The organism is Borreliella afzelii (assembly GCF_014202295.1).
Lineage (GTDB): Bacteria > Spirochaetota > Spirochaetia > Borreliales > Borreliaceae > Borreliella > Borreliella afzelii.
This window is the reverse complement of record NZ_JACHGM010000001.1, coordinates 198,088-215,259: the sequence shown is the minus strand read 5'-3', so window position 1 is coordinate 215,259 and position 17,172 is coordinate 198,088. Positions and strand designations below refer to the sequence as shown.

The 17,172-nt window shown below is 28.5% G+C and carries 19 protein-coding genes; 14 read left to right on the top strand and 5 right to left on the bottom strand.

Going from position 1 to position 17,172, the window contains the following annotated elements:
- The first annotated feature begins 147 nt into the window (after positions 1-147).
- The 6 genes from groL (at position 148) to HNP63_RS00965 (ending at position 6,353) form a co-directional block, all read left to right on the top strand.
- The gene (gene groL / locus HNP63_RS00990) at positions 148-1,785 is read left to right on the top strand and encodes a chaperonin GroEL (protein WP_183226995.1); all 1,638 of its coding nucleotides are present in this window, start codon (positions 148-150) and stop codon (positions 1,783-1,785) included.
- A gap of 66 nt (positions 1,786-1,851) precedes the next feature.
- On the top strand, positions 1,852-2,148 hold the full coding sequence (locus HNP63_RS00985; protein WP_048830668.1) for a hypothetical protein: 297 nt from the start codon (positions 1,852-1,854) through the stop codon (positions 2,146-2,148).
- Between the two features lie 12 nt (positions 2,149-2,160).
- Positions 2,161-2,475: a preprotein translocase subunit YajC gene (gene yajC / locus HNP63_RS00980; RefSeq protein ID WP_004789662.1), complete on the top strand. Its 315-nt coding sequence runs from the start codon at positions 2,161-2,163 to the stop codon at positions 2,473-2,475.
- A gap of 65 nt (positions 2,476-2,540) precedes the next feature.
- The gene (gene secD / locus HNP63_RS00975; RefSeq protein WP_048830669.1) at positions 2,541-4,301 is read left to right on the top strand and encodes a protein translocase subunit SecD; all 1,761 of its coding nucleotides are present in this window, start codon (positions 2,541-2,543) and stop codon (positions 4,299-4,301) included.
- On the top strand, positions 4,285-5,184 hold the full coding sequence (gene secF / locus HNP63_RS00970) for a protein translocase subunit SecF (RefSeq protein WP_004789811.1): 900 nt from the start codon (positions 4,285-4,287) through the stop codon (positions 5,182-5,184). The genes secD and secF overlap by 17 nt, the downstream gene beginning before the upstream one ends.
- 26 nt (positions 5,185-5,210) lie before the next feature.
- Positions 5,211-6,353, top strand: a complete 1,143-nt coding sequence (locus tag HNP63_RS00965) for a hypothetical protein (RefSeq protein WP_183226993.1) — start codon at positions 5,211-5,213, stop codon at positions 6,351-6,353.
- Here HNP63_RS00965 and HNP63_RS00960 read toward each other — a convergent pair.
- On the bottom strand, positions 6,350-7,180 hold the full coding sequence (locus HNP63_RS00960) for a DnaJ domain-containing protein (protein ID WP_004789886.1): 831 nt from the start codon (positions 7,178-7,180) through the stop codon (positions 6,350-6,352). The two genes, HNP63_RS00965 and HNP63_RS00960, sit on opposite strands and share 4 nt — an antisense overlap.
- Positions 7,181-7,288: 108 nt before the next feature.
- Between HNP63_RS00960 and psgB the strand changes: the two genes are divergently transcribed.
- A complete protein-coding gene (psgB, locus tag HNP63_RS00955) occupies positions 7,289-8,422 on the top strand; it encodes a HemN-related non-iron pseudo-SAM protein PsgB (protein ID WP_183226990.1) in 1,134 nt (377 codons plus the stop codon).
- Here psgB and rpiA read toward each other — a convergent pair.
- A complete protein-coding gene (gene rpiA, locus HNP63_RS00950; RefSeq protein WP_011601152.1) occupies positions 8,409-9,095 on the bottom strand; it encodes a ribose 5-phosphate isomerase A in 687 nt (228 codons plus the stop codon). The two genes, psgB and rpiA, sit on opposite strands and share 14 nt — an antisense overlap.
- 144 nt (positions 9,096-9,239) lie before the next feature.
- On the opposite strand from rpiA, the gene gpmA reads away from it, so the two are divergent.
- The gene (gpmA, locus tag HNP63_RS00945; protein WP_183226988.1) at positions 9,240-9,986 is read left to right on the top strand and encodes a 2,3-diphosphoglycerate-dependent phosphoglycerate mutase; all 747 of its coding nucleotides are present in this window, start codon (positions 9,240-9,242) and stop codon (positions 9,984-9,986) included.
- A 69-nt stretch (positions 9,987-10,055) separates the two neighbouring features.
- Here the strand turns inward: gpmA and lysS are convergent, their stop codons facing one another.
- Positions 10,056-11,621 carry a lysine--tRNA ligase gene (gene lysS / locus HNP63_RS00940; RefSeq protein ID WP_004789499.1) on the bottom strand — a complete coding sequence of 522 codons (1,566 nt, stop codon included), beginning with the start codon at positions 11,619-11,621 and terminating at the stop codon, positions 10,056-10,058.
- Between the two features lie 72 nt (positions 11,622-11,693).
- Positions 11,694-12,566 (bottom strand): GTPase Era, encoded by an 873-nt coding sequence (gene era / locus HNP63_RS00935; protein ID WP_004789548.1) that lies wholly within the window; start codon positions 12,564-12,566, stop codon positions 11,694-11,696.
- 106 nt (positions 12,567-12,672) lie between these two features.
- Here era and HNP63_RS00930 point away from each other — a divergent pair, with 106 nt between their 5' ends.
- Genes HNP63_RS00930 through HNP63_RS00920 form a run of 3 tightly spaced genes read left to right on the top strand, consistent with a single transcriptional unit; the run spans position 12,673 to position 13,918 of the window.
- The gene (locus tag HNP63_RS00930; protein ID WP_004789769.1) at positions 12,673-13,029 is read left to right on the top strand and encodes a hypothetical protein; all 357 of its coding nucleotides are present in this window, start codon (positions 12,673-12,675) and stop codon (positions 13,027-13,029) included.
- Positions 13,030-13,038: 9 nt separating this feature from the next.
- Entirely contained in the window at positions 13,039-13,449 is a 411-nt protein-coding gene (locus tag HNP63_RS00925; RefSeq protein WP_048830674.1) for a hypothetical protein, read from the top strand.
- 19 nt (positions 13,450-13,468) lie between these two features.
- Positions 13,469-13,918, top strand: a complete 450-nt coding sequence (locus HNP63_RS00920; RefSeq protein WP_004789890.1) for a DUF192 domain-containing protein — start codon at positions 13,469-13,471, stop codon at positions 13,916-13,918.
- Between the two features lie 8 nt (positions 13,919-13,926).
- Here HNP63_RS00920 and HNP63_RS00915 read toward each other — a convergent pair whose 3' ends face one another.
- Positions 13,927-14,601, bottom strand: coding sequence for a hypothetical protein (locus HNP63_RS00915; RefSeq protein WP_183227099.1), 675 nt, complete (start codon positions 14,599-14,601; stop codon positions 13,927-13,929).
- Positions 14,602-14,658: 57 nt separating this feature from the next.
- Here HNP63_RS00915 and HNP63_RS00910 point away from each other — a divergent pair, with 57 nt between their 5' ends.
- Genes HNP63_RS00910 through HNP63_RS00900 form a run of 3 tightly spaced genes read left to right on the top strand, consistent with a single transcriptional unit; the run spans position 14,659 to position 17,150 of the window.
- Positions 14,659-15,618, top strand: a complete 960-nt coding sequence (locus tag HNP63_RS00910) for a glycosyltransferase family protein (RefSeq protein ID WP_004789555.1) — start codon at positions 14,659-14,661, stop codon at positions 15,616-15,618.
- On the top strand, positions 15,611-16,609 hold the full coding sequence (locus HNP63_RS00905; RefSeq protein ID WP_048830744.1) for an N-acetylmuramoyl-L-alanine amidase: 999 nt from the start codon (positions 15,611-15,613) through the stop codon (positions 16,607-16,609). The genes HNP63_RS00910 and HNP63_RS00905 overlap by 8 nt, the downstream gene beginning before the upstream one ends.
- Complete coding sequence (locus tag HNP63_RS00900) at positions 16,599-17,150, top strand: GerMN domain-containing protein (RefSeq protein WP_004789990.1); 552 nt, start codon at positions 16,599-16,601, stop codon at positions 17,148-17,150. The genes HNP63_RS00905 and HNP63_RS00900 overlap by 11 nt, the downstream gene beginning before the upstream one ends.
- The last annotated feature ends 22 nt before the right edge of the window (positions 17,151-17,172 follow it).

Sequence of the window (17,172 nt, the reverse complement as noted above, 5' to 3'; positions counted from 1 at the left end):
TTATATAATAAAAATTTGTGCTGGTTTTGTATGTTTTGTATTTTTTGATATACAGACGCAATACGCTATAGCGAATGTATTAAGTTTATGTTAATCTTATAGTGTTAAATATAAATTATTTTATGTATAAAAAGGGGTAAAATTTTTATGGCTAAAGACATATATTTTAATGAGGATGCTAGAAAAAGCTTACTTAGTGGCGTTGAAAAATTATCCAATGCTGTAAAAGTAACTCTTGGGCCAAAAGGGAGAAATGTTCTTATTGATAAAAAATTCGGTTCTCCAACAGTTACAAAAGATGGGGTTAGCGTTGCTCGTGAGATTGAGCTTGAAAATCCGTTTGAAAATATGGGAGCGCAGCTTTTAAAGGAAGTTGCTATTAAAACAAATGATGTTGCTGGTGATGGAACAACAACCGCCACTGTTCTTGCTTATGCTATTGCAAGAGAAGGCCTTAAGAATGTTTCCTCAGGAATTAATCCTATTGGGATAAAAAAGGGAATAGATCATGCTGTAAGTTTGGCTGCTGAAAAAATTCGTCAGTCTGCAAAGAAGATTACAACAAAGGAAGAGATTGCACAAGTGGCTTCAATTTCTGCTAATAATGACAGTTATATAGGTGAAAAAATTGCTGAGGCAATGGATAAAGTTGGAAAAGATGGGGTTATAACGGTTGAAGAGTCAAAAACTTTTGATACTACGATTTCTTATGTTGAGGGTATGCAATTTGACAGAGGGTACCTTTCTCCTTATTTTTCCACCAATAAAGAGAATATGAGCGTTAGTTTTGACGATGCTTTCATATTAATATATGAGAAGAAAATTAGCTCCATTAAAGAGCTTTTACCAGTTCTTGAGAAAGTTTTGGGAACAAATAAACCTTTATTAATTATTGCTGAGGACATTGAAGGGGATGCTCTTGCAGCTCTTGTTTTAAACAGCGTTAGAGGAGCTTTAAAGGTTTGTGCAATTAAATCGCCTGGTTTTGGTGATAGACGAAAAGCAATGCTTGAGGATATTGCAGTGCTTACTGGCGGTGTTTTAATCAGTGAGGAACTAGGCCTTACACTTGAGACAGTTGAGATTGAGCAACTTGGACAGGCTAAAACTATTAAGGTTGATAAAGATAATACTACTATTATTAATGCTGGCAATAAAGAACAAATAAAGGAGCGTTCAGAGCTTATTAAAAAACAAATTGAAGATTCAACATCTGAATATGATAAAGAAAAGCTTCAAGAGCGTCTTGCAAAGCTTGTTGGCGGAGTTGCTGTTATTAATGTTGGAGCTGTTACTGAAGTAGAGCTTAAGGAGAAAAAACATAGAGTTGAAGATGCTCTTTCTGCAACTCGTGCTGCTGTTGAAGAAGGTGTTGTGCCTGGTGGTGGATCAACCCTTATTGAAGTTGCTATGTATTTAGATACAATAGATACAAGCAAATTAAGCTATGAGGAAAAGCAAGGTTTTGAGATTGTAAAAAGAAGTCTTGAAGAGCCAATGAGACAGATTATTTCAAATGCCGGTTTTGAAGGATCTATTTATATTCATCAAATTAAAACTGAGAAAAAAGGGCTTGGGTTTGATGCTTCCAGCTTTAAGTGGGTAAATATGATTGAGAGTGGAATAATTGATCCTGCTAAGGTTACAAGAAGTGCGCTTCAAAATGCTGCTTCAATTGCTGGACTTTTATTAACAACAGAATGTGCAATCACCGATATTAAAGAAGAGAAAAATACTTCTGGTGGTGGCGGTTATCCTATGGACCCAGGAATGGGAATGATGTAAATTAAAATTTCACCGGTGAGCTTGTGTTTTTGCCGGTGGAATATTTTATTATTCAAAGGAATTATTTTGAGTGAGGATGAATTTGTTTTTTGTATAGGTTATGATTGTTCAAAAGCAATAGTAGATAGGCAGCTTTTAAGAGAAAACAAAGGCAAAAGCGTTAAAGAACTTTTTGAACTTGGGCTTTATAGGAGTGCCTTTAGTAAGGCTCTTTATAGAGATGACAATGCTCTTATTAATTATTTAATTGCAGAGTACAATAAAATAAGTAATTCTAATTATACTAAAAAGGACGACTTTAAGCTTTTATTTGGAGTGGTTTATCCTGATAATATTGATAAGATAAAAGTGACATATGTATAGTAAGGAGGTTTTGTGTTTTTATTGCAAGAATTTAGCAGCAATAGTAGCTTTTTCCGAAGTTTATTAGTTTTTGCGCCTGTTATTGCTATCTTTTGGTTTTTAGTGATATCTCCTCAGCGCAAGGAAGAAAAGAATAAAAAAGAAATGATAAAAAATTTAAAAAAAGGTGATAAGGTATTAACAATAGGTGGAATTTTTGGAGTTGTGAAAAAACTAGGTGATACGGATGTTATTTTAGAATTAAGTCCAAATATTGAAGCAGTATTTGTAAAAAACTCTATTGATAAAGTTTTGTCCGAAAAAAATGAAGTTAAAAAGGTATTATAATTTAAGGTGAAATTAGAATTGGTAGCTAATAATGGTATTTTTTAAAAATTTTAAGGATTTGTATAATGAAAAAAGGATCTAAGCTTATATTGATATTGTTGGTAACGTTTTTTGCGTGTCTTTTAATATTCCCGACTTTAAAGTGGTATTTTTTTATGAGCATTGAGGATAAAAAAATAAGCTCATATTCACAAGAGGCTTTAAGGGATTATTCAAAGGAAAAAGCTTTGAATGATCTTGTTAAGCTTAAGGAGCTGTATAATAAAGATCCCAATAGCAGTATTCCCCCTAGTTTGTCTTATTTGATTCCGATAGCAAAAAATAATTATAAGTCTTCAATGAAAACCCCGCCTAAAATTTTTACTGTCAAATCTTTGCGTGAAGGATTTTTGACCGATTCGGATATGGGAGAAGTAAGTTTAGAGATTTATAGATATTATGAGAACATAAAGAAGAGTAAAAGCAGAATAATACATCTTGGACTTGATTTGTCTGGAGGGATGAGTGTTACCATTTCTCTTGATTATTCAAGTGTTGAAAAAAAATTAGGGCGTTCTTTGACCTTTGCTGAGAAAGAAGATGCTATTTATCGCATAATGCAAATTCTTAAGGATAGGGTAGATAGGTTCGGGCTTACAGAGCCTAAAATTGCAAGAGAGGCTGGAGGAAATAAAATTTTCTTAGATATTCCTGGAGAAAAAGATGAGAGTAGGGTAGGTACCCTTTTGAGTGGAAAAGGCAATTTGACTTTTTATGTGGTTGATGACGAATCTACATCCCTTTTGCATAAAAAAATTTTAGAAGCGGGCTCTCTTTTTTCTATTGCCGAAATTCAGACGAATATGAATCTTCCAGATAGTAAACAAATTTTTCCTTGGTATGTTAAAGATCCTTATGGAGTGGATGATGAGTCATCAGTTCGTTATTATGTAGTTGATGCAAGTCCTGAAAACTCATTTGACGGTGCTCACATTAAAGATGCTGGGGTTTCTAATGATCCTAGAACAGGTAGAGATATTGTTGCTTTTAACCTTGATGTTGATGGAAGTGAAAAATTTTTTAAATTTACTCAAAAAAATGTTGGAAAGTCTTTAGCTGTTGTTATGGAAGGTAAAATTAAGTCCGTGGCGGGAATTGGATATGCTATTACTGGTGGTAATGTTTCAATTCAAGGCGATTCTTTTGACAAAAAAGAAGCCCTAGATCTTGCGCTGGTGTTTAAAACTGCAGCTTTTCCGGTTGAGATTAAAATAGATGATTTGAGAATAATAGGTCCTACTCTTGGTGCTAAGACTATTGATCTTGGTGTTAAAGCTTCTGTGCTTGCTCTTTGTTTGGTTTTTTTATTTATGTGTGTTTATTATGGTTTGAGTGGCCTTGTGGCTGGATTTTCACTTGTTATTTATAATGTATTTTTAATTTTAGCAATATTGTCGGCCTTTAATTTTACTTTAACTTTAACAAGTATTGCAGGTCTTATTTTGACAATGGGTATGGCTGTGGATATAAATATAGTCATTTATGAGAGAATTAAAGAAGAAATTAGAGAAGGCAGAAAATTTGAAAAAGCTTTTGAAGATGGTTTTAAAAAGGCCTTTTTATCTATTATGGATGCAAATATAACGACATTTATTGCGGTGCTTTTTTTAACTCTTCTTGGAACGGGAGTTATTCAAGGTTTTGCATGGTCTCTTTCTGTTGGAATTGTGGCGTCTCTTTTTAGTAGTTTGATTTTTTCAAGATTTATTTTGGAATTTATCATATCTGTTAGAAAAAGCAAATTTGTAAGTATATCTTGGAGTTCAAAATATGCAAAGAGTAATTAATTTTTTAAAATATGGAAGCAATGTTTTAATTGTTAGTGTTATTTTGACTTTGATTGGACTTATTTATACCTTTTTTTATCATGGTGGGTACAATTGGGGGATAGATTTTTCTCCTAGAGTTAATATTAATCTTTCAATAGAAAAATCAGACATTAAAGAAAATGAAATTAAAAGAATATTCTCCCCGCTTTATAAAGCTTTAGAGGTTAATAGCATTTTTTCACCAAATAATAATAAAAGTGAATTCTCCATTATGGTAAAGTCAGATGTCATTGATTATGCTTTTAAAACGGAAGTGCAAAAAACAATAATGGATGAGCTTAAAAAAACATTTAATGTTAATATTGAAGTTTTAGATTCTTATTTTATTGATTCAAGTTTTTCTTCTACTTTGAGAATTAAGTCAATATTTTTGGTATTAGGAACATTTGCCTTGATTTTGATTTATATAACTTTAAGATTTAAACTAAGTTATGCTATTGCTTCCATACTTTCAACATTTCATGATATATTTTTCATAGTAGCTTTTTTAGGGGCATTTAGAATAGAGATTAATAGTTATATTATTGTGGCAATACTAACCATTATTGGATATTCTTTAAACGACACAATAATTATTTTTGATAGGATTAGAGATAATGTTAGGCGATTAACCGATAACACATTTTTGAATGTGCTAAATATAAGCATTAGTCAAACTTTATCAAGAACTGTTTTGACTTCAGTTACAACATTTGTTGCAGTATTTTCTATTTATGTGTTTACTGAAGGGCCTATAAAAGATTTTTCTTTGGTATTTATGGTAGGGGTAATTGTTGGAACTTATTCTTCTGTGTTCATAGCGTCTCCAATACTTTTAAATCTGTATAAAAAGATAAAGTAAATCTTTGAATAAGATGATATTGTGGCATGAAGTTTTTTGATTTTGGTTCATTAGGATTTTATAGATTTTTTGATTTTCAAAAATATCTTAATTTTAGCATTTTTAGGTATAGTTTAATAAATTATTATTCTTATCGAGAGCAGTCAAGCCTTATTAACGATGCTAATTTACTTAAAGATAAGCTTGTGTTTTTGGATAAGATTTATAAGGATTTTAATCCCAGCATCAGTAAATCTTGGGATGCTAATAAAGCTATTTTTTTAGATACTCTGCATATTATTAAAAATTTGATAAGGAAATATCATCCCCATTCAGAATTTTTAGACGTTCAAGAAGATGAATTGTTAGAAGATGTTTCCCATTTTAATAAATTTTTAGACAAGCTTAAATATTTAAATTTTAGAGTAGACCTTAAGCAAAAAATTGAAAATTTTGAAAAAAAGAGCAAAGCTCCATTTTCTTGTATAAGAATTGCTACATTCTTTATTCAAGAAGAATTTTTAGTGCGACTTAGTAATTCGTTGGATTTTTTTTCCAATGAGGCTAATAGTAATAATTTAGATGTAATTAATAAAGAAATTAATGATTATTATGAAAAAGTAGAGCAAATTAAAAAAAGTAGTAATATTAAAGAAACTCATAAAAAATTTATTATAGACCACACAAAAGATAGAATTGATAAAATTATGAAAGACCATAGTCTTGACATTTCTAAGCTTCTTATAAAAATTGCTTTACTTGAAATTACAATTCAATGTTTTGATAGTTATTATTTGAATTTATTGGAAATTTTACAAATTCTTTTATCTATCAATAATATAATTGAGATCGGTTTAAGCGAATTGCCAGATGCTATTTTTAATGAGTGGAATGAGCTTATTTATTTACGAAGAAAAGAATTTCAAAAATTTGTTTTAATCTCCGATTATGTTTTTCAGAAAAGGATCGTATCTACTATAAATTCTGGAAATTGGAAATTTGCCTTTTTTACTCTTGCTCCCCGACAAGGAGATGTTTTTCAATTTTCAGTGGATATTGCTAAGAATTTTGACAATATTGAGGATGGAATCAAAGAATATGAGTCTAAAATAAATAAATTTAATGAATATAGGTCAGGCTGGGAGGCAAATTTAAAAAACTTTGGTCATTTATTTTCAGAAACACTTTAACTATATATCTCTTTTAATCTTTCGTAAATAGTTTTTACTTCGTTATTTATTATTTTGGGAATTTTTACTATCAAAGTTACTTTAAGATCCCTTTTTAAGCTGCTTCCAATTATAGGCATTCCTAGTCCTTTTAGGTTTAAAATTTCTCCATTTTTTGCATCCGAAGGAATTTTAAGTTTTATTTTTTTCCCTTCAATTGTTTCAAATAGTTTTTCGCAACCCAAAGCTATTTCCCATGGATAAACTTCTATTGTTGTTTCCAAGGTTTTTCCATTTAGTTTGAATTTTTTATAGCTTGATATAGTAAATTTGACCATTAAGCTTCCTTTTATTCCAGAAATTGGATTAATGTGACCTTTGTTATTTATTTTTATTTTAGTTGTTTCTAATGTTCCTTTTGGGATTATTATTTCAGTTTTTTTGTTGTTTATAAGTAGTATTTTTTTGCCTCCCATGTAAGCATCATAAAGTGAAATATTTACAGTTATTTCTTTGTCTGTTGTTTTTCTTGAAGATCCACTAAAGATTTTGGAAAAAAAATCTAAATCTTCAAAATTGCTAAATCTTGAGCTGTTAAATTCCCTTTCAAAATGGTCGTTGTTACTATTAAAATTGGTGCTGCCCAAAGCGTCATAATTTCTTTTTTTATCAGGAGAAGATAAAATTTCATAAGCTTCATTTATTTCTTTAAACTTTTCTTCAGCTATTTTGTTTCCTTTGTTTTTGTCCGGGTGATATTTTATTGCCAATTTTTTGTAAGCTTTTTTAATTTCTTCATTACTAGCATTTTTTTGTATTCCAAGTATATTATAGTAGTCTTTGGTCATTAAAAAATCTCCTTCAAATTTCTTTTATTTATTATATTTTTTAAATATAATAAATATTTTATACTTTATATATGTTATAATTAAACTTAAATTTTTAAAAGACTAATTATGAGAGTAGATCTTTTACCTCTTATCGAGTTAAGTCTTTATATTAATATTTCATTTTGTTGTAAAGATTTTAGCATTTTTAATAGAATTTTAGAGGAATTAAAATATCATTTAACTTTATTAGGTCATCCAATTATAAAAACACTTTACATTAAGCATGTAGATTTTTGTTTGTGTAGGCAGGATAATTTAAAATTTATTTTCACTTCTTTGTCCAAATATATTAATTTAGCTTTATTAGAAGAATTTACTTTAGAAATTATTCCAGGCCATGTTGATTTTGAAAAATTCAAACTTTTAGATGAATTTTATATTACTCGAATTAATCTTTGTGTTCAAAGTTTTTCTTTAAAATTTAGAAAGATTATGGGGATTCCTGAAATTTCTTATGAAAAAATAAATATTCTAATTAACAATATTAGAAAGTTTCCTTTTGATTTAAATATTGATATGAGTATTAATATGCCTTTGCAAAAAAAGTCTCATCTCAAGCTTGATTTACAAGAATTGCTTTCATATATGCCCGAGCATATTTGTTTTAGTGATTTTATATATGAGGAAGAAGACCTTGCTTTGGGAAATTTTAATAATAGCATTGAATCAGAAAAGCTGTGGTTTTGTGCCTTAGAGTGTTTAGAATCTAATGGTTACATTAATTATGAAATTGCCAATTTTGCGTTAAAGGGCCATGAGAGTAAGCATAATAAGCTAAATTGGAAGTTAAAACCATATTTAGGATTAGGATTGCATGCTGTAAGCCTACTTTTCTGTAATGACAAGGATAATAATGTAAGAGCTTTGATTAGAAAAGATAGTGGTTTTGTTAAAGCAAATAATCACTTAGTAACGTTTAAATTGCTAGAGGATTTAGATTTTTTTATTTATCATTTTATTCAAGGACTTGGAACCATCCAAGGTGTTAACTTGCGGTCTCTTAGGCTTAAATTTGAGTATAATGAAAAACAATTTGTTCAGTTTATTAATTATTGCTCAAATTTAAGTAGAAAGTTTGTTTTTGATGATAGTATTATGTTATTAAAAGGGCGTGAAAGGTTTAAGTTAGATTTTTATTTAGTAAAAATTATAAACTATTTTGATGATAACTTTTTTAAAGTTAAGTTTAGGCTTCCTTGATTTGTTTATTTTGGTAATAAACTATTTTTGTGTTTTTATGATTAAATATCCCAATCTCAAGTATACCCGGAAATAGTTTAAAGTATTTTTCTGTCCCTTCGGGATTTTCTACGTGCATTTTTACATCCAAAATATAATTATTATTATCAGTTATAATGGGTCCTTTTTTTTCGTTGCAAATTCTTAAGGTTATGTCTAAATTCATTTCTTCAAGTCTAGTCATAATAAATCCAACAGCATTTGGGGCAACTTCTATGGGAATAGGCATTTTTGTTCCCAATTTTTTTACAATTTTTGTTTCATCTGCTATTATTAGTAATGTTTCTGAATTGTAAGCTATTACTTTCTCCATTAGATGTGCTCCCCCCATTCCTTTTATTAAGCTTTTTTTTTCTAATAGAATTTCATCAGCTCCATCAATTGCAATGTCTAAATTTTTGTTAAGTTTTGAAAAATTTGATTCATAAGGAATTTGTTCTTTTGAGAGTAAATATTTTGTATCGCTACTTGTTGTATAAAATTTTAAATTTTTTAAGTTACCTGATTTTAGCTTTTCGCTTAAATATTTTATTGCATGATAAACAGTTGTACCTGTTCCGATTCCAAGGTTCATGTTGCTTTTGATGTAGCGATCAATTGCATATTTTGCTACCAAAATTTTTTGATTTTCCATATTTTTTTCCTTGCTTGAATTAATTTAAAGCTCAATTTATTTTAAAGTATATCATTATTTAATTAAGGTTGAAATCTTGACTAGATTTTGTGCTAATTTATAATTATTAGTATTAGTAAATAAAATAATATGCTAGGAGATTTTATGTATAAATTAGTTTTAGTAAGACATGGGGAGAGTGAGTGGAACAAAGAAAATCTTTTTACTGGTTGGACAGATGTTAAACTTTCTGATAAAGGTGTCGATGAGGCTATAGAGGCAGGTTTACTTCTCAAGCAAGAAGGCTATTTTTTTGATATTGCTTTTAGTTCTTTATTGTCAAGGGCCAATGATACTTTAAATATTATTTTAAAAGAACTAGGCCAAGCTTATATTAGTGTAAAAAAAACTTGGAGATTAAATGAGAGACACTATGGAGCTTTGCAGGGTTTAAATAAGTCGGAAACAGCTGCAAAATATGGGGAAGATAAGGTTTTAATTTGGAGACGCAGTTATGATGTGCCCCCAATGTCTTTAGATGAGTCTGATGATCATCATCCAATTAAGGATCCAAGATATAAATATATTCCTAAAAGAGAACTTCCTTCAACAGAGTGTCTTAAAGATACTATTGCAAGAGTTATTCCTTATTGGATTGATGAGATTGCAAAAGAAATTCTTGAAGGTAAAAAAGTTATTGTTGCTGCTCATGGTAATTCTTTAAGAGCTCTTGTTAAATATCTTGATAATTTAAGCGAAGAAGATGTTTTAAAGCTTAACATTCCTACGGGTATTCCTTTAGTTTACGAATTAGATAAAGATTTAAATCCTATTAAACATTACTATTTAGGTGATGAAAACAAGATTAAAAAGGCAATGGAATCTGTTGCTAGTCAAGGAAAGTTAAGGTAATAATACTCTATTAGTATAAATTGTTAATAAGTCATAATTATATGACTTATTTTTTTATTATTTTAAGGTTTAAATATATCTACTTACAATCTTTTCAAAGCGTTCAATACCAATTATTTTGATAAATCCAGCTAATTTAGGCCCTTTTTCTTTGTCTATTAAAATTTTATAAATTTGTTTAAAAAACAAAGCGGGCTCTATATTATTTTCTCTTGAAATTTTATATATTTCGTTTTGAATGTCTTGCTCTGTAGCAACTTCAAAATTTTTCTTTAAAAAATTCAGAAGTTCATTAATTGCTTTTTTGCTATTTTCTTTTAGTATTTCGATACTATCAAATTTGGACCTTAATGAAAATTTGAAATCTTCGGGTGCAAAATCTCTTATCCAATTAATTGCGCATTTAATTTTATTAATTAGTTTGTCTTTTTGGTCTTCTTGAACGTTTTTTAGGTAATTTAGAATTTTATTTATATTATTTTCAAATATTTGACATATTACACTCAAATGTCTAAATCCTATTTGATAAGGGATTCTTTTGCTTGGCATATATGGTTGAGATAGCTCATAAATTCTTTTAAATGCTCTTTTTTTTTCTTCTTTTATATCTTCTACACCATAGTAAATCCTCTCAAACCTGTCGTAATCTTCGTATATTTTAATTACATCAAGATCAAATGAGATCGAAAATTCAGTATTTGGTCTTGTAGAGGCAAATAAAAATCTTGTGACTTCAGGTGTGTAAACTTCAAGAACATCTTTAAGTGATATGACATCTCCTGATGAGGAAGATATTTTTCCACCACGTCCTTTTATTGAAATAAAGTCATATTGGAATGTTACAGGGGGACTGCCTTGAAAAATTTTTACAATATTTTTAGATGTATCAAAACTGCCGCCACTGCTGTGGTGGTCTTTTCCTGCAGGTTCAAAGTCAACTTCTTCATATTTCCATCTCATAGGCCAATCTATTCTCCAGGGAAGCTTAATGGCCCATGTGGTTCTTATATCTAGAGATTCTTGATTTCCGCATTCACATGAGTACTCAACAGAGTAATGATTATCATAATTATTTACAGTTGTTGTATCTCTATTACACTTTGTACAAAATATACTGATTGGATACCAATTTTCTTCAAGCTTTGAAGTTCTATATTCGTTTAATGCATTAGACAGTTCTTTTTTATGATTAAGTGCAAATTTTATTTGACTTGCATAAACACCGTTGGTATATTGTTTGCTTTGGTCGATAAATTCGGGATTGATTCCCACTATAGGCAGATATTTTTCAAATTCAATTTCATTAGCTCTTGCGTAACTTGTTTTATGGCTTCTTGTGTCAGGCACTCTTGTTATTGCTTGCCTTAAATAAGTTGTAAGAAGTTCTTGTTCTGGCATATTTTTTGGAACTTTTCGAAATACATCGTAATTATCCCAAGAATAAATAAATCTTACTTTTGATCCAGAATCTTTCAAAGCCCTTGCTACAAGGTCTACCGAAATAACTTCTCTAAAATTGCCAATGTGTACAGTTCCAGATGGAGTAATTCCCGATGCTACTGTGTATAAGTTTTTAGGACCTTTGTCTTTTTTTATTTTTTCTGCATAAAAATCTGCCCAGTGTGCTGTTTTCACATTTTATTCCTAATCCAAATTTTAGCATTTTATTTTTTAAGTTTCAAGAATTTAGAAAATCGCAATTATATATTAATTTATGAGTCTTTTTATTAGTTTGTCTTCTTTGTTCCAATTTTTTTTTAGTTTTACTTGGAGAAAAAGGTTGCATTTTGTTTCAAAAATTTTTGCAATTGTTTTTCTTGCCCTTTCTCCTATTGATTTTATTTCTTTTCCGTTTTTTCCCACAATTATTCCTTTTTGACTTTCATTGGCTACAAAAATATTTGCTCTAATAAAAAGACCTCTTTTTTTATTTTCTAGGGTATCAATATCTACATACAAAGAATAGGGAAGTTCTTCTTTTAAGTTTTCAATAGCCTTTTCCCTTATTATTTCACTAATTCTAAAATTTATTTTTTGATCTGTGTAGTATTCTTGTGGATAATAAAGTGGGCCTTCTGAAAAATTTTCGTAAATTTTATTTTTTAATTCTTCTGTGTTAATTTTTTTCTCAGCAGATATCTTAATTATATTGCTATCTTCTATTCCTTTTTCTTTTAGAAATTGCGTTATTTCTTTTATTTTTGTATTTTTAAGATCAACTTTATTAAGTAGTACTAAAAATTTAATTTTAGAGTTTTTAATTATTTCTAGCATTTTATTTTCTTCTTCTCCAGGTGTATCTTGTATGTCGATTATGTATAGAATAAGCTCAACTTCTCCTATTGAAGAGTGTATGTTGTTCATCATTGCGATATTAAACTTTTTTTTACTCAGATGAAATCCAGGTGTGTCTATAAAAATGATTTGTCCCCTGTCGTCTGTAAAGATTCCTTTTATTTTATTTCTAGTTGTTTGTGGAATAGGGGATATGATTGATATTTTATGCCCGCATATTGAATTTAAAAGGGTAGATTTTCCAGTTGATGGTCTACCAAGTATTGCTGCAAATCCTGATTTCATGTTTTAGCATTCCTTAAATATGTGATATTCATTCATTTTTTTATTATAATTAATTATATAGTATTTTATATGCTTTATTTTTAAATAAAATTTGAGGAATTTTCGTTTGGCAAAGGTAAATTTTGAAGTTTTTTGCGAGCAATGTGGTGAAAAAGTTGGACTTAATAGGACTATTTGCCCTAACTGTGCTGCTAAGCTTGGTGATATCGAATGTCCAAATTGTCGGCATGTAGGTCCAGTTTCTGCCTTTGGAGAGGGCTGCCCTAATTGTCACTATAGCCCTTTTCAAGAGCTTAAAGAAAAGCCCTTTAAAAGAAAAGAAAGAGCAAGAATGGCGAGTGATGGAGTAGTTTCTAAAGTCTTTATAAGGCTTTTCCATTTTGGGGTTAATGTGAATATTTTACTATATTTATTTTCAAGTTTTTTATTTGTTATACTTTTTCTTTATATTGTTTATGGTTAAAGGCTTTGTATGGGTATTACAGTTTATTACTTATTTTCTATTTTTACATCTTTTGTTATGGGTTCTAGTATGGAGTCTGTTAAAGACAATGTTCTCAAGAGCACTATTTTTTATTATGATGTTGAAGAAGTTGAATTTCCTTATGCTAGAAAACAGACTTTGCAATTTATTGCTAAAACTCATTTAAAATATGCTGTTTTTAATTTTGACAAAAATAAAATGTTTTCATACACTTTTGTTTTTGATAAAAAATTAATATCCCAGTATTCAATTTTTATTGAGGTAAAGAAAAAGTTTGGCGAGGCTACATTGGTAACACCTTTAAATTATTTATGGGATCTTGGTGAGTATATTATTATTTTAAATAAAAATATTTTAAGAATGACTTTAAAATCTTATATTGTAAATTATAATAAATGATTTTTAATAAGGTTGATAATTGGAAAAAATTTTAAAACGTTTTTTATGTTTAGTTTTGTCGATGTCTTTTTTATCTTTTGCCGATCATTTTTATGATAAAAAAGTTGTAATAAACAGGGTCAAGTTTTTTGTAAAAATAGCAGCTAATGAATTTGATAGGGCAAAAGGTTATATGGGCACTGAAAAAGTTGAATATGGAAATGGAATGCTTTTTGTTTTTAAAAAAGAACAAAATTTATCTTTTTGGATGGAAAATACACCTTTACCCCTTGAAATAGCCTACATTGATGCAAATGGAATTATTAAAGAGATTTATGATTTAGAACCATACTCTAGGGCAAGTGTTAATTCTTTTTATAAAGTAAAGTATGCTCTTGAGCTTCCAAGAGGCTCATTTTCTAAATTTCAAATAAAAATAGGTGATAAAGTGCATTTTTGCTTTGATATTAATTCTTTATCAGTAGAATGATTTTGAAATTATTGGGCTTTAATTTCTTGAAGTTCTTCTTCGATTTGATCTTCTTTAAGTTCATTTTTATTAGATTCTTTTGTTGAATTTGCTTTTTCTTGCTTTAAAGCGGTCTGATCACTTGATGCTTTATTTGCATTGTTATTTGTTTCATTATTATCAATGTTTTCGTTATTGGTTGTTATTATTTTTTTGAAAATAGTTATTGTTGAGGCGATTTCGTCAATTGCATCAAGCAAAAGCGTTTCACTTGCAAATTCTTCTGCTTTTACAATATATACTAAAGAGTTAATTCCTCTTTCTGCATTATGAATAATCTCCCACGATCCAAGTACTCTGTTATTATAGCTGTCGCTCATAAGAGAATCAGATATTTCTTTAATTTTTTGTGTATTTACATCAAATACTTTGACAATTCCAAATATTTCTCTTATTTTTGAATTTTTATATGAGTTTAGTCTTGATCTAATAATTACTTCTTCTCTTTCGTTATTGTTTATGTTTTTAAATGCTATAAAGTCATTCTCTGAGTCTATTTTATATTCAATTTTGTTTTTATCTAAAAATTTTTTAATTCTCTTGTCATACTGTATATTCTTGTGGCTGCAAGAAATGAGTGTAAAAATGATAATAATCGTGCTATAGAATAATGCATTAATATTCATTATTCTTGGAATTAACATTGTATTATTTGACATATGATTATTATAATTTAATTGTGAGGATTTTAAAAGTAATTTATGCGTCTTCAAGATAGCGGCTATTCATATACTGTTATTCAATCTAAAAATAATTATTCACAAAAATCTTCTTTTGGAATTTCTTTTGTAATATTGAGCAGAGGAACAAAAATTTTTAGAGAAGATTTGTTTGAATTTTTATCCAATTTTGACTTTATAAGAGAAATAATTTCAATTGAAAAACAGAGCAATAGAAGTTCTTTGCAGTTTATCTCAGAAAGTTATGATAAGTTAAAATTTATTTTACTCTCTGATGATTTGAATTCTGGAGAAAAGGTTAATTTAGCAATGAAAGAATCCAGCTGTGATTTTGTTTTTGTTTTGCAAAGTGATATGTACTTGTTAAATCCTTTTTGGATTCCAAATATATTTGATGAAATAGTCAAAAAAAATGTTCTTCTTGTTGGTGGTGAATTTTTCGATAAAGAAGAGGAGATAATCCCTTCAATTTTTCTTCCCAGCATAGATAAACAGCAAAAGTTTAAGGTAATTTTAGTAAATTCTGAGAAAGACTATGAAAAAACTTTGATTACCATGGATTATTGTGGACTTTATTCTAAAGAGAAGTTTTTACAGCTTGGAGGTTTTGACGGAAGGATTCAAAATGAATATTTTCAAAGAATAGATTTTGGACTAAGAGCTATTTATTTTGGAGAACATGTTTATATTTATAGAAAGCTGAGAATCCAGTATACTGCATTAAATTCGCCGGAAAATTTGACCAAAAATAAAAGTTTTTTAATTTTTTTGCTTAAGAATTATGTCCCAATTTTTGTTGGAAATGGTGTTGTTTTTTCTTTTTTGAGGTTTTGTAAAATTTGTTTAAAATACAAAATTAATCCTTTTCTTTTCCAAAAAGAGTTTAAGGAAATAAAAGGTGAGATTACTAAAAATAGCTTAAGATTCAAAGGAGACTTAAAGAGTGCCATCGAACTTTGGGAAAATGATATTATTGATTGATTTGTTTTTGTTTTCATATTTAAGCTTATATTCTAATACTTCTGATTACTTAAATGTTCTTGATTTTTTTGATGCTAATGTTTTTAAGTTTGATTTTAACATTGAAAATGATGTTTTTACAATTGAAAATGATAAAGGATATTTGAAGTTTAGGGTAGGTTTTGAATATGCTCTGACATCTTCTGGTTATTATATGTTTGTAGATCCAATTATTGACATTCGTGGAGAAATTTTAATAAGCCAAAAGGTATTAAAACAAATTGAAAATTATTTCAGTTCTCTTAAAAGTTATAATAAACCCAGAATCACTTCGATAATCATTGATCCTGGACATGGTGGTCATGATGCTGGTGCGGTTGTGACTTTAAAGATAAATGGTTACGATGTTGTGCTTCAAGAAAAAGATTTTGCATTAACTTATTCTATATATTTGTCTAAAATTTTAAGTAATTATTTTGTAAATAAAAATATTTTGCTAACTCGTATAAATGACGTTTTTTTAACTTTAAAAGAGCGATCGGAATTTGCAAATGCAATAAAGCCAAATTTTCCAAATAATGTTATATTTTTATCCATACATGCTAATGATGCTCCAAATAATGAAGCTAGAGGGGTTGAGTTTTGGTATCTTCCTGAAGATTCGAAAAGAGAGGTTATTAAAGATTTTAAGGGGTATGATATTAAAGGTAATAGATACTTAAGCGAGCTTAATGATATACTAGATATTAAATATAAATATGAATCGAAAAGATTGGCTGAAATTTTGTATAAAGTATTTAAAAGTGAGTTAAGTGAAACTAATATTAGGCCAATTAGAGAAGAACAATGGTTTGTAATAAAAAATAGCAGTATGCCTGCTGTATTGATTGAAATGGGGTTTTTGTCCAATATTTTAGATGCTAAATTGATTTTGGATTATAATTACATGAGCAAGTTTAATATCCTAATACTTAAATCTTTGATGGAATTTATAAATTTTTATGAAAAATAATATTTCGGATATATTTTTTAAGTATAATGCGATGATTTATAAATTTTTTAATTTGAAAAAAGAGTATATTTTTAGGTTGCTTTTAGGGGCTTTGGCAGCAAGCTTTTTGTTTTCTATTTGTATGGTTTTTTTAAATTATGACAATCTTTTTTCAAGAAAGGTTTTTTATTTTTACTCTAGCAAGGGGTTTATCGTTAATTTAAGGTATTTAAGAGATGAAAAAAATTTGAAAGATAATTTAGATCTTTTAGTAAAAGATTTCCTTTTAGGGAGCAATGAAGGGTTGTCTTTTGGGTTTTTATTAAGCGATGTAAGATTTTTGTATTCTTTTTTAAAAAATGGAATTTATTACATAAATCTTTCAAAGGAATTTTATGATTCTTTTAATAACGGTGATTATAATGAATCTTATGAATCTTTTGATGTTAAGGTTAATCTTTTTGCTACGGCTTTAATAAAAACAATACGTTTTAACCATCCTAGTAGGGTAAAAAAGCTTGTTATTCTTGTTGAAGGGTGTATGCTAAAGGAGCAAAATTGATAAATTTAATTTTAATTTAATG

Excerpts from the sequence above, each read along its gene's own strand:
- groL (WP_183226995.1), top strand. The coding sequence starts at position 148 with ATGGCTAAAGACATATATTTTAATGAGGATGCTAGAAAAAGCTTACTT.
- secF (WP_004789811.1), top strand. The coding sequence starts at position 4,285 with ATGCAAAGAGTAATTAATTTTTTAAAATATGGAAGCAATGTTTTAATT.
- HNP63_RS00965 (WP_183226993.1), top strand. The coding sequence starts at position 5,211 with ATGAAGTTTTTTGATTTTGGTTCATTAGGATTTTATAGATTTTTTGAT.
- HNP63_RS00925 (WP_048830674.1), top strand. The coding sequence starts at position 13,039 with ATGGGTATTACAGTTTATTACTTATTTTCTATTTTTACATCTTTTGTT.
- rpiA (WP_011601152.1), bottom strand. The coding sequence starts at position 9,095 with ATGGAAAATCAAAAAATTTTGGTAGCAAAATATGCAATTGATCGCTAC.
- era (WP_004789548.1), bottom strand. The coding sequence starts at position 12,566 with ATGAAATCAGGATTTGCAGCAATACTTGGTAGACCATCAACTGGAAAA.
- psgB (WP_183226990.1), top strand. The coding sequence starts at position 7,289 with ATGAGAGTAGATCTTTTACCTCTTATCGAGTTAAGTCTTTATATTAAT.
- HNP63_RS00960 (WP_004789886.1), bottom strand. The coding sequence starts at position 7,180 with ATGACCAAAGACTACTATAATATACTTGGAATACAAAAAAATGCTAGT.
- HNP63_RS00915 (WP_183227099.1), bottom strand. The coding sequence starts at position 14,601 with ATGTTAATTCCAAGAATAATGAATATTAATGCATTATTCTATAGCACG.
- gpmA (WP_183226988.1), top strand. The coding sequence starts at position 9,240 with ATGTATAAATTAGTTTTAGTAAGACATGGGGAGAGTGAGTGGAACAAA.
- HNP63_RS00910 (WP_004789555.1), top strand. The coding sequence starts at position 14,659 with ATGCGTCTTCAAGATAGCGGCTATTCATATACTGTTATTCAATCTAAA.
- HNP63_RS00900 (WP_004789990.1), top strand. The coding sequence starts at position 16,599 with ATGAAAAATAATATTTCGGATATATTTTTTAAGTATAATGCGATGATT.
- secD (WP_048830669.1), top strand. The coding sequence starts at position 2,541 with ATGAAAAAAGGATCTAAGCTTATATTGATATTGTTGGTAACGTTTTTT.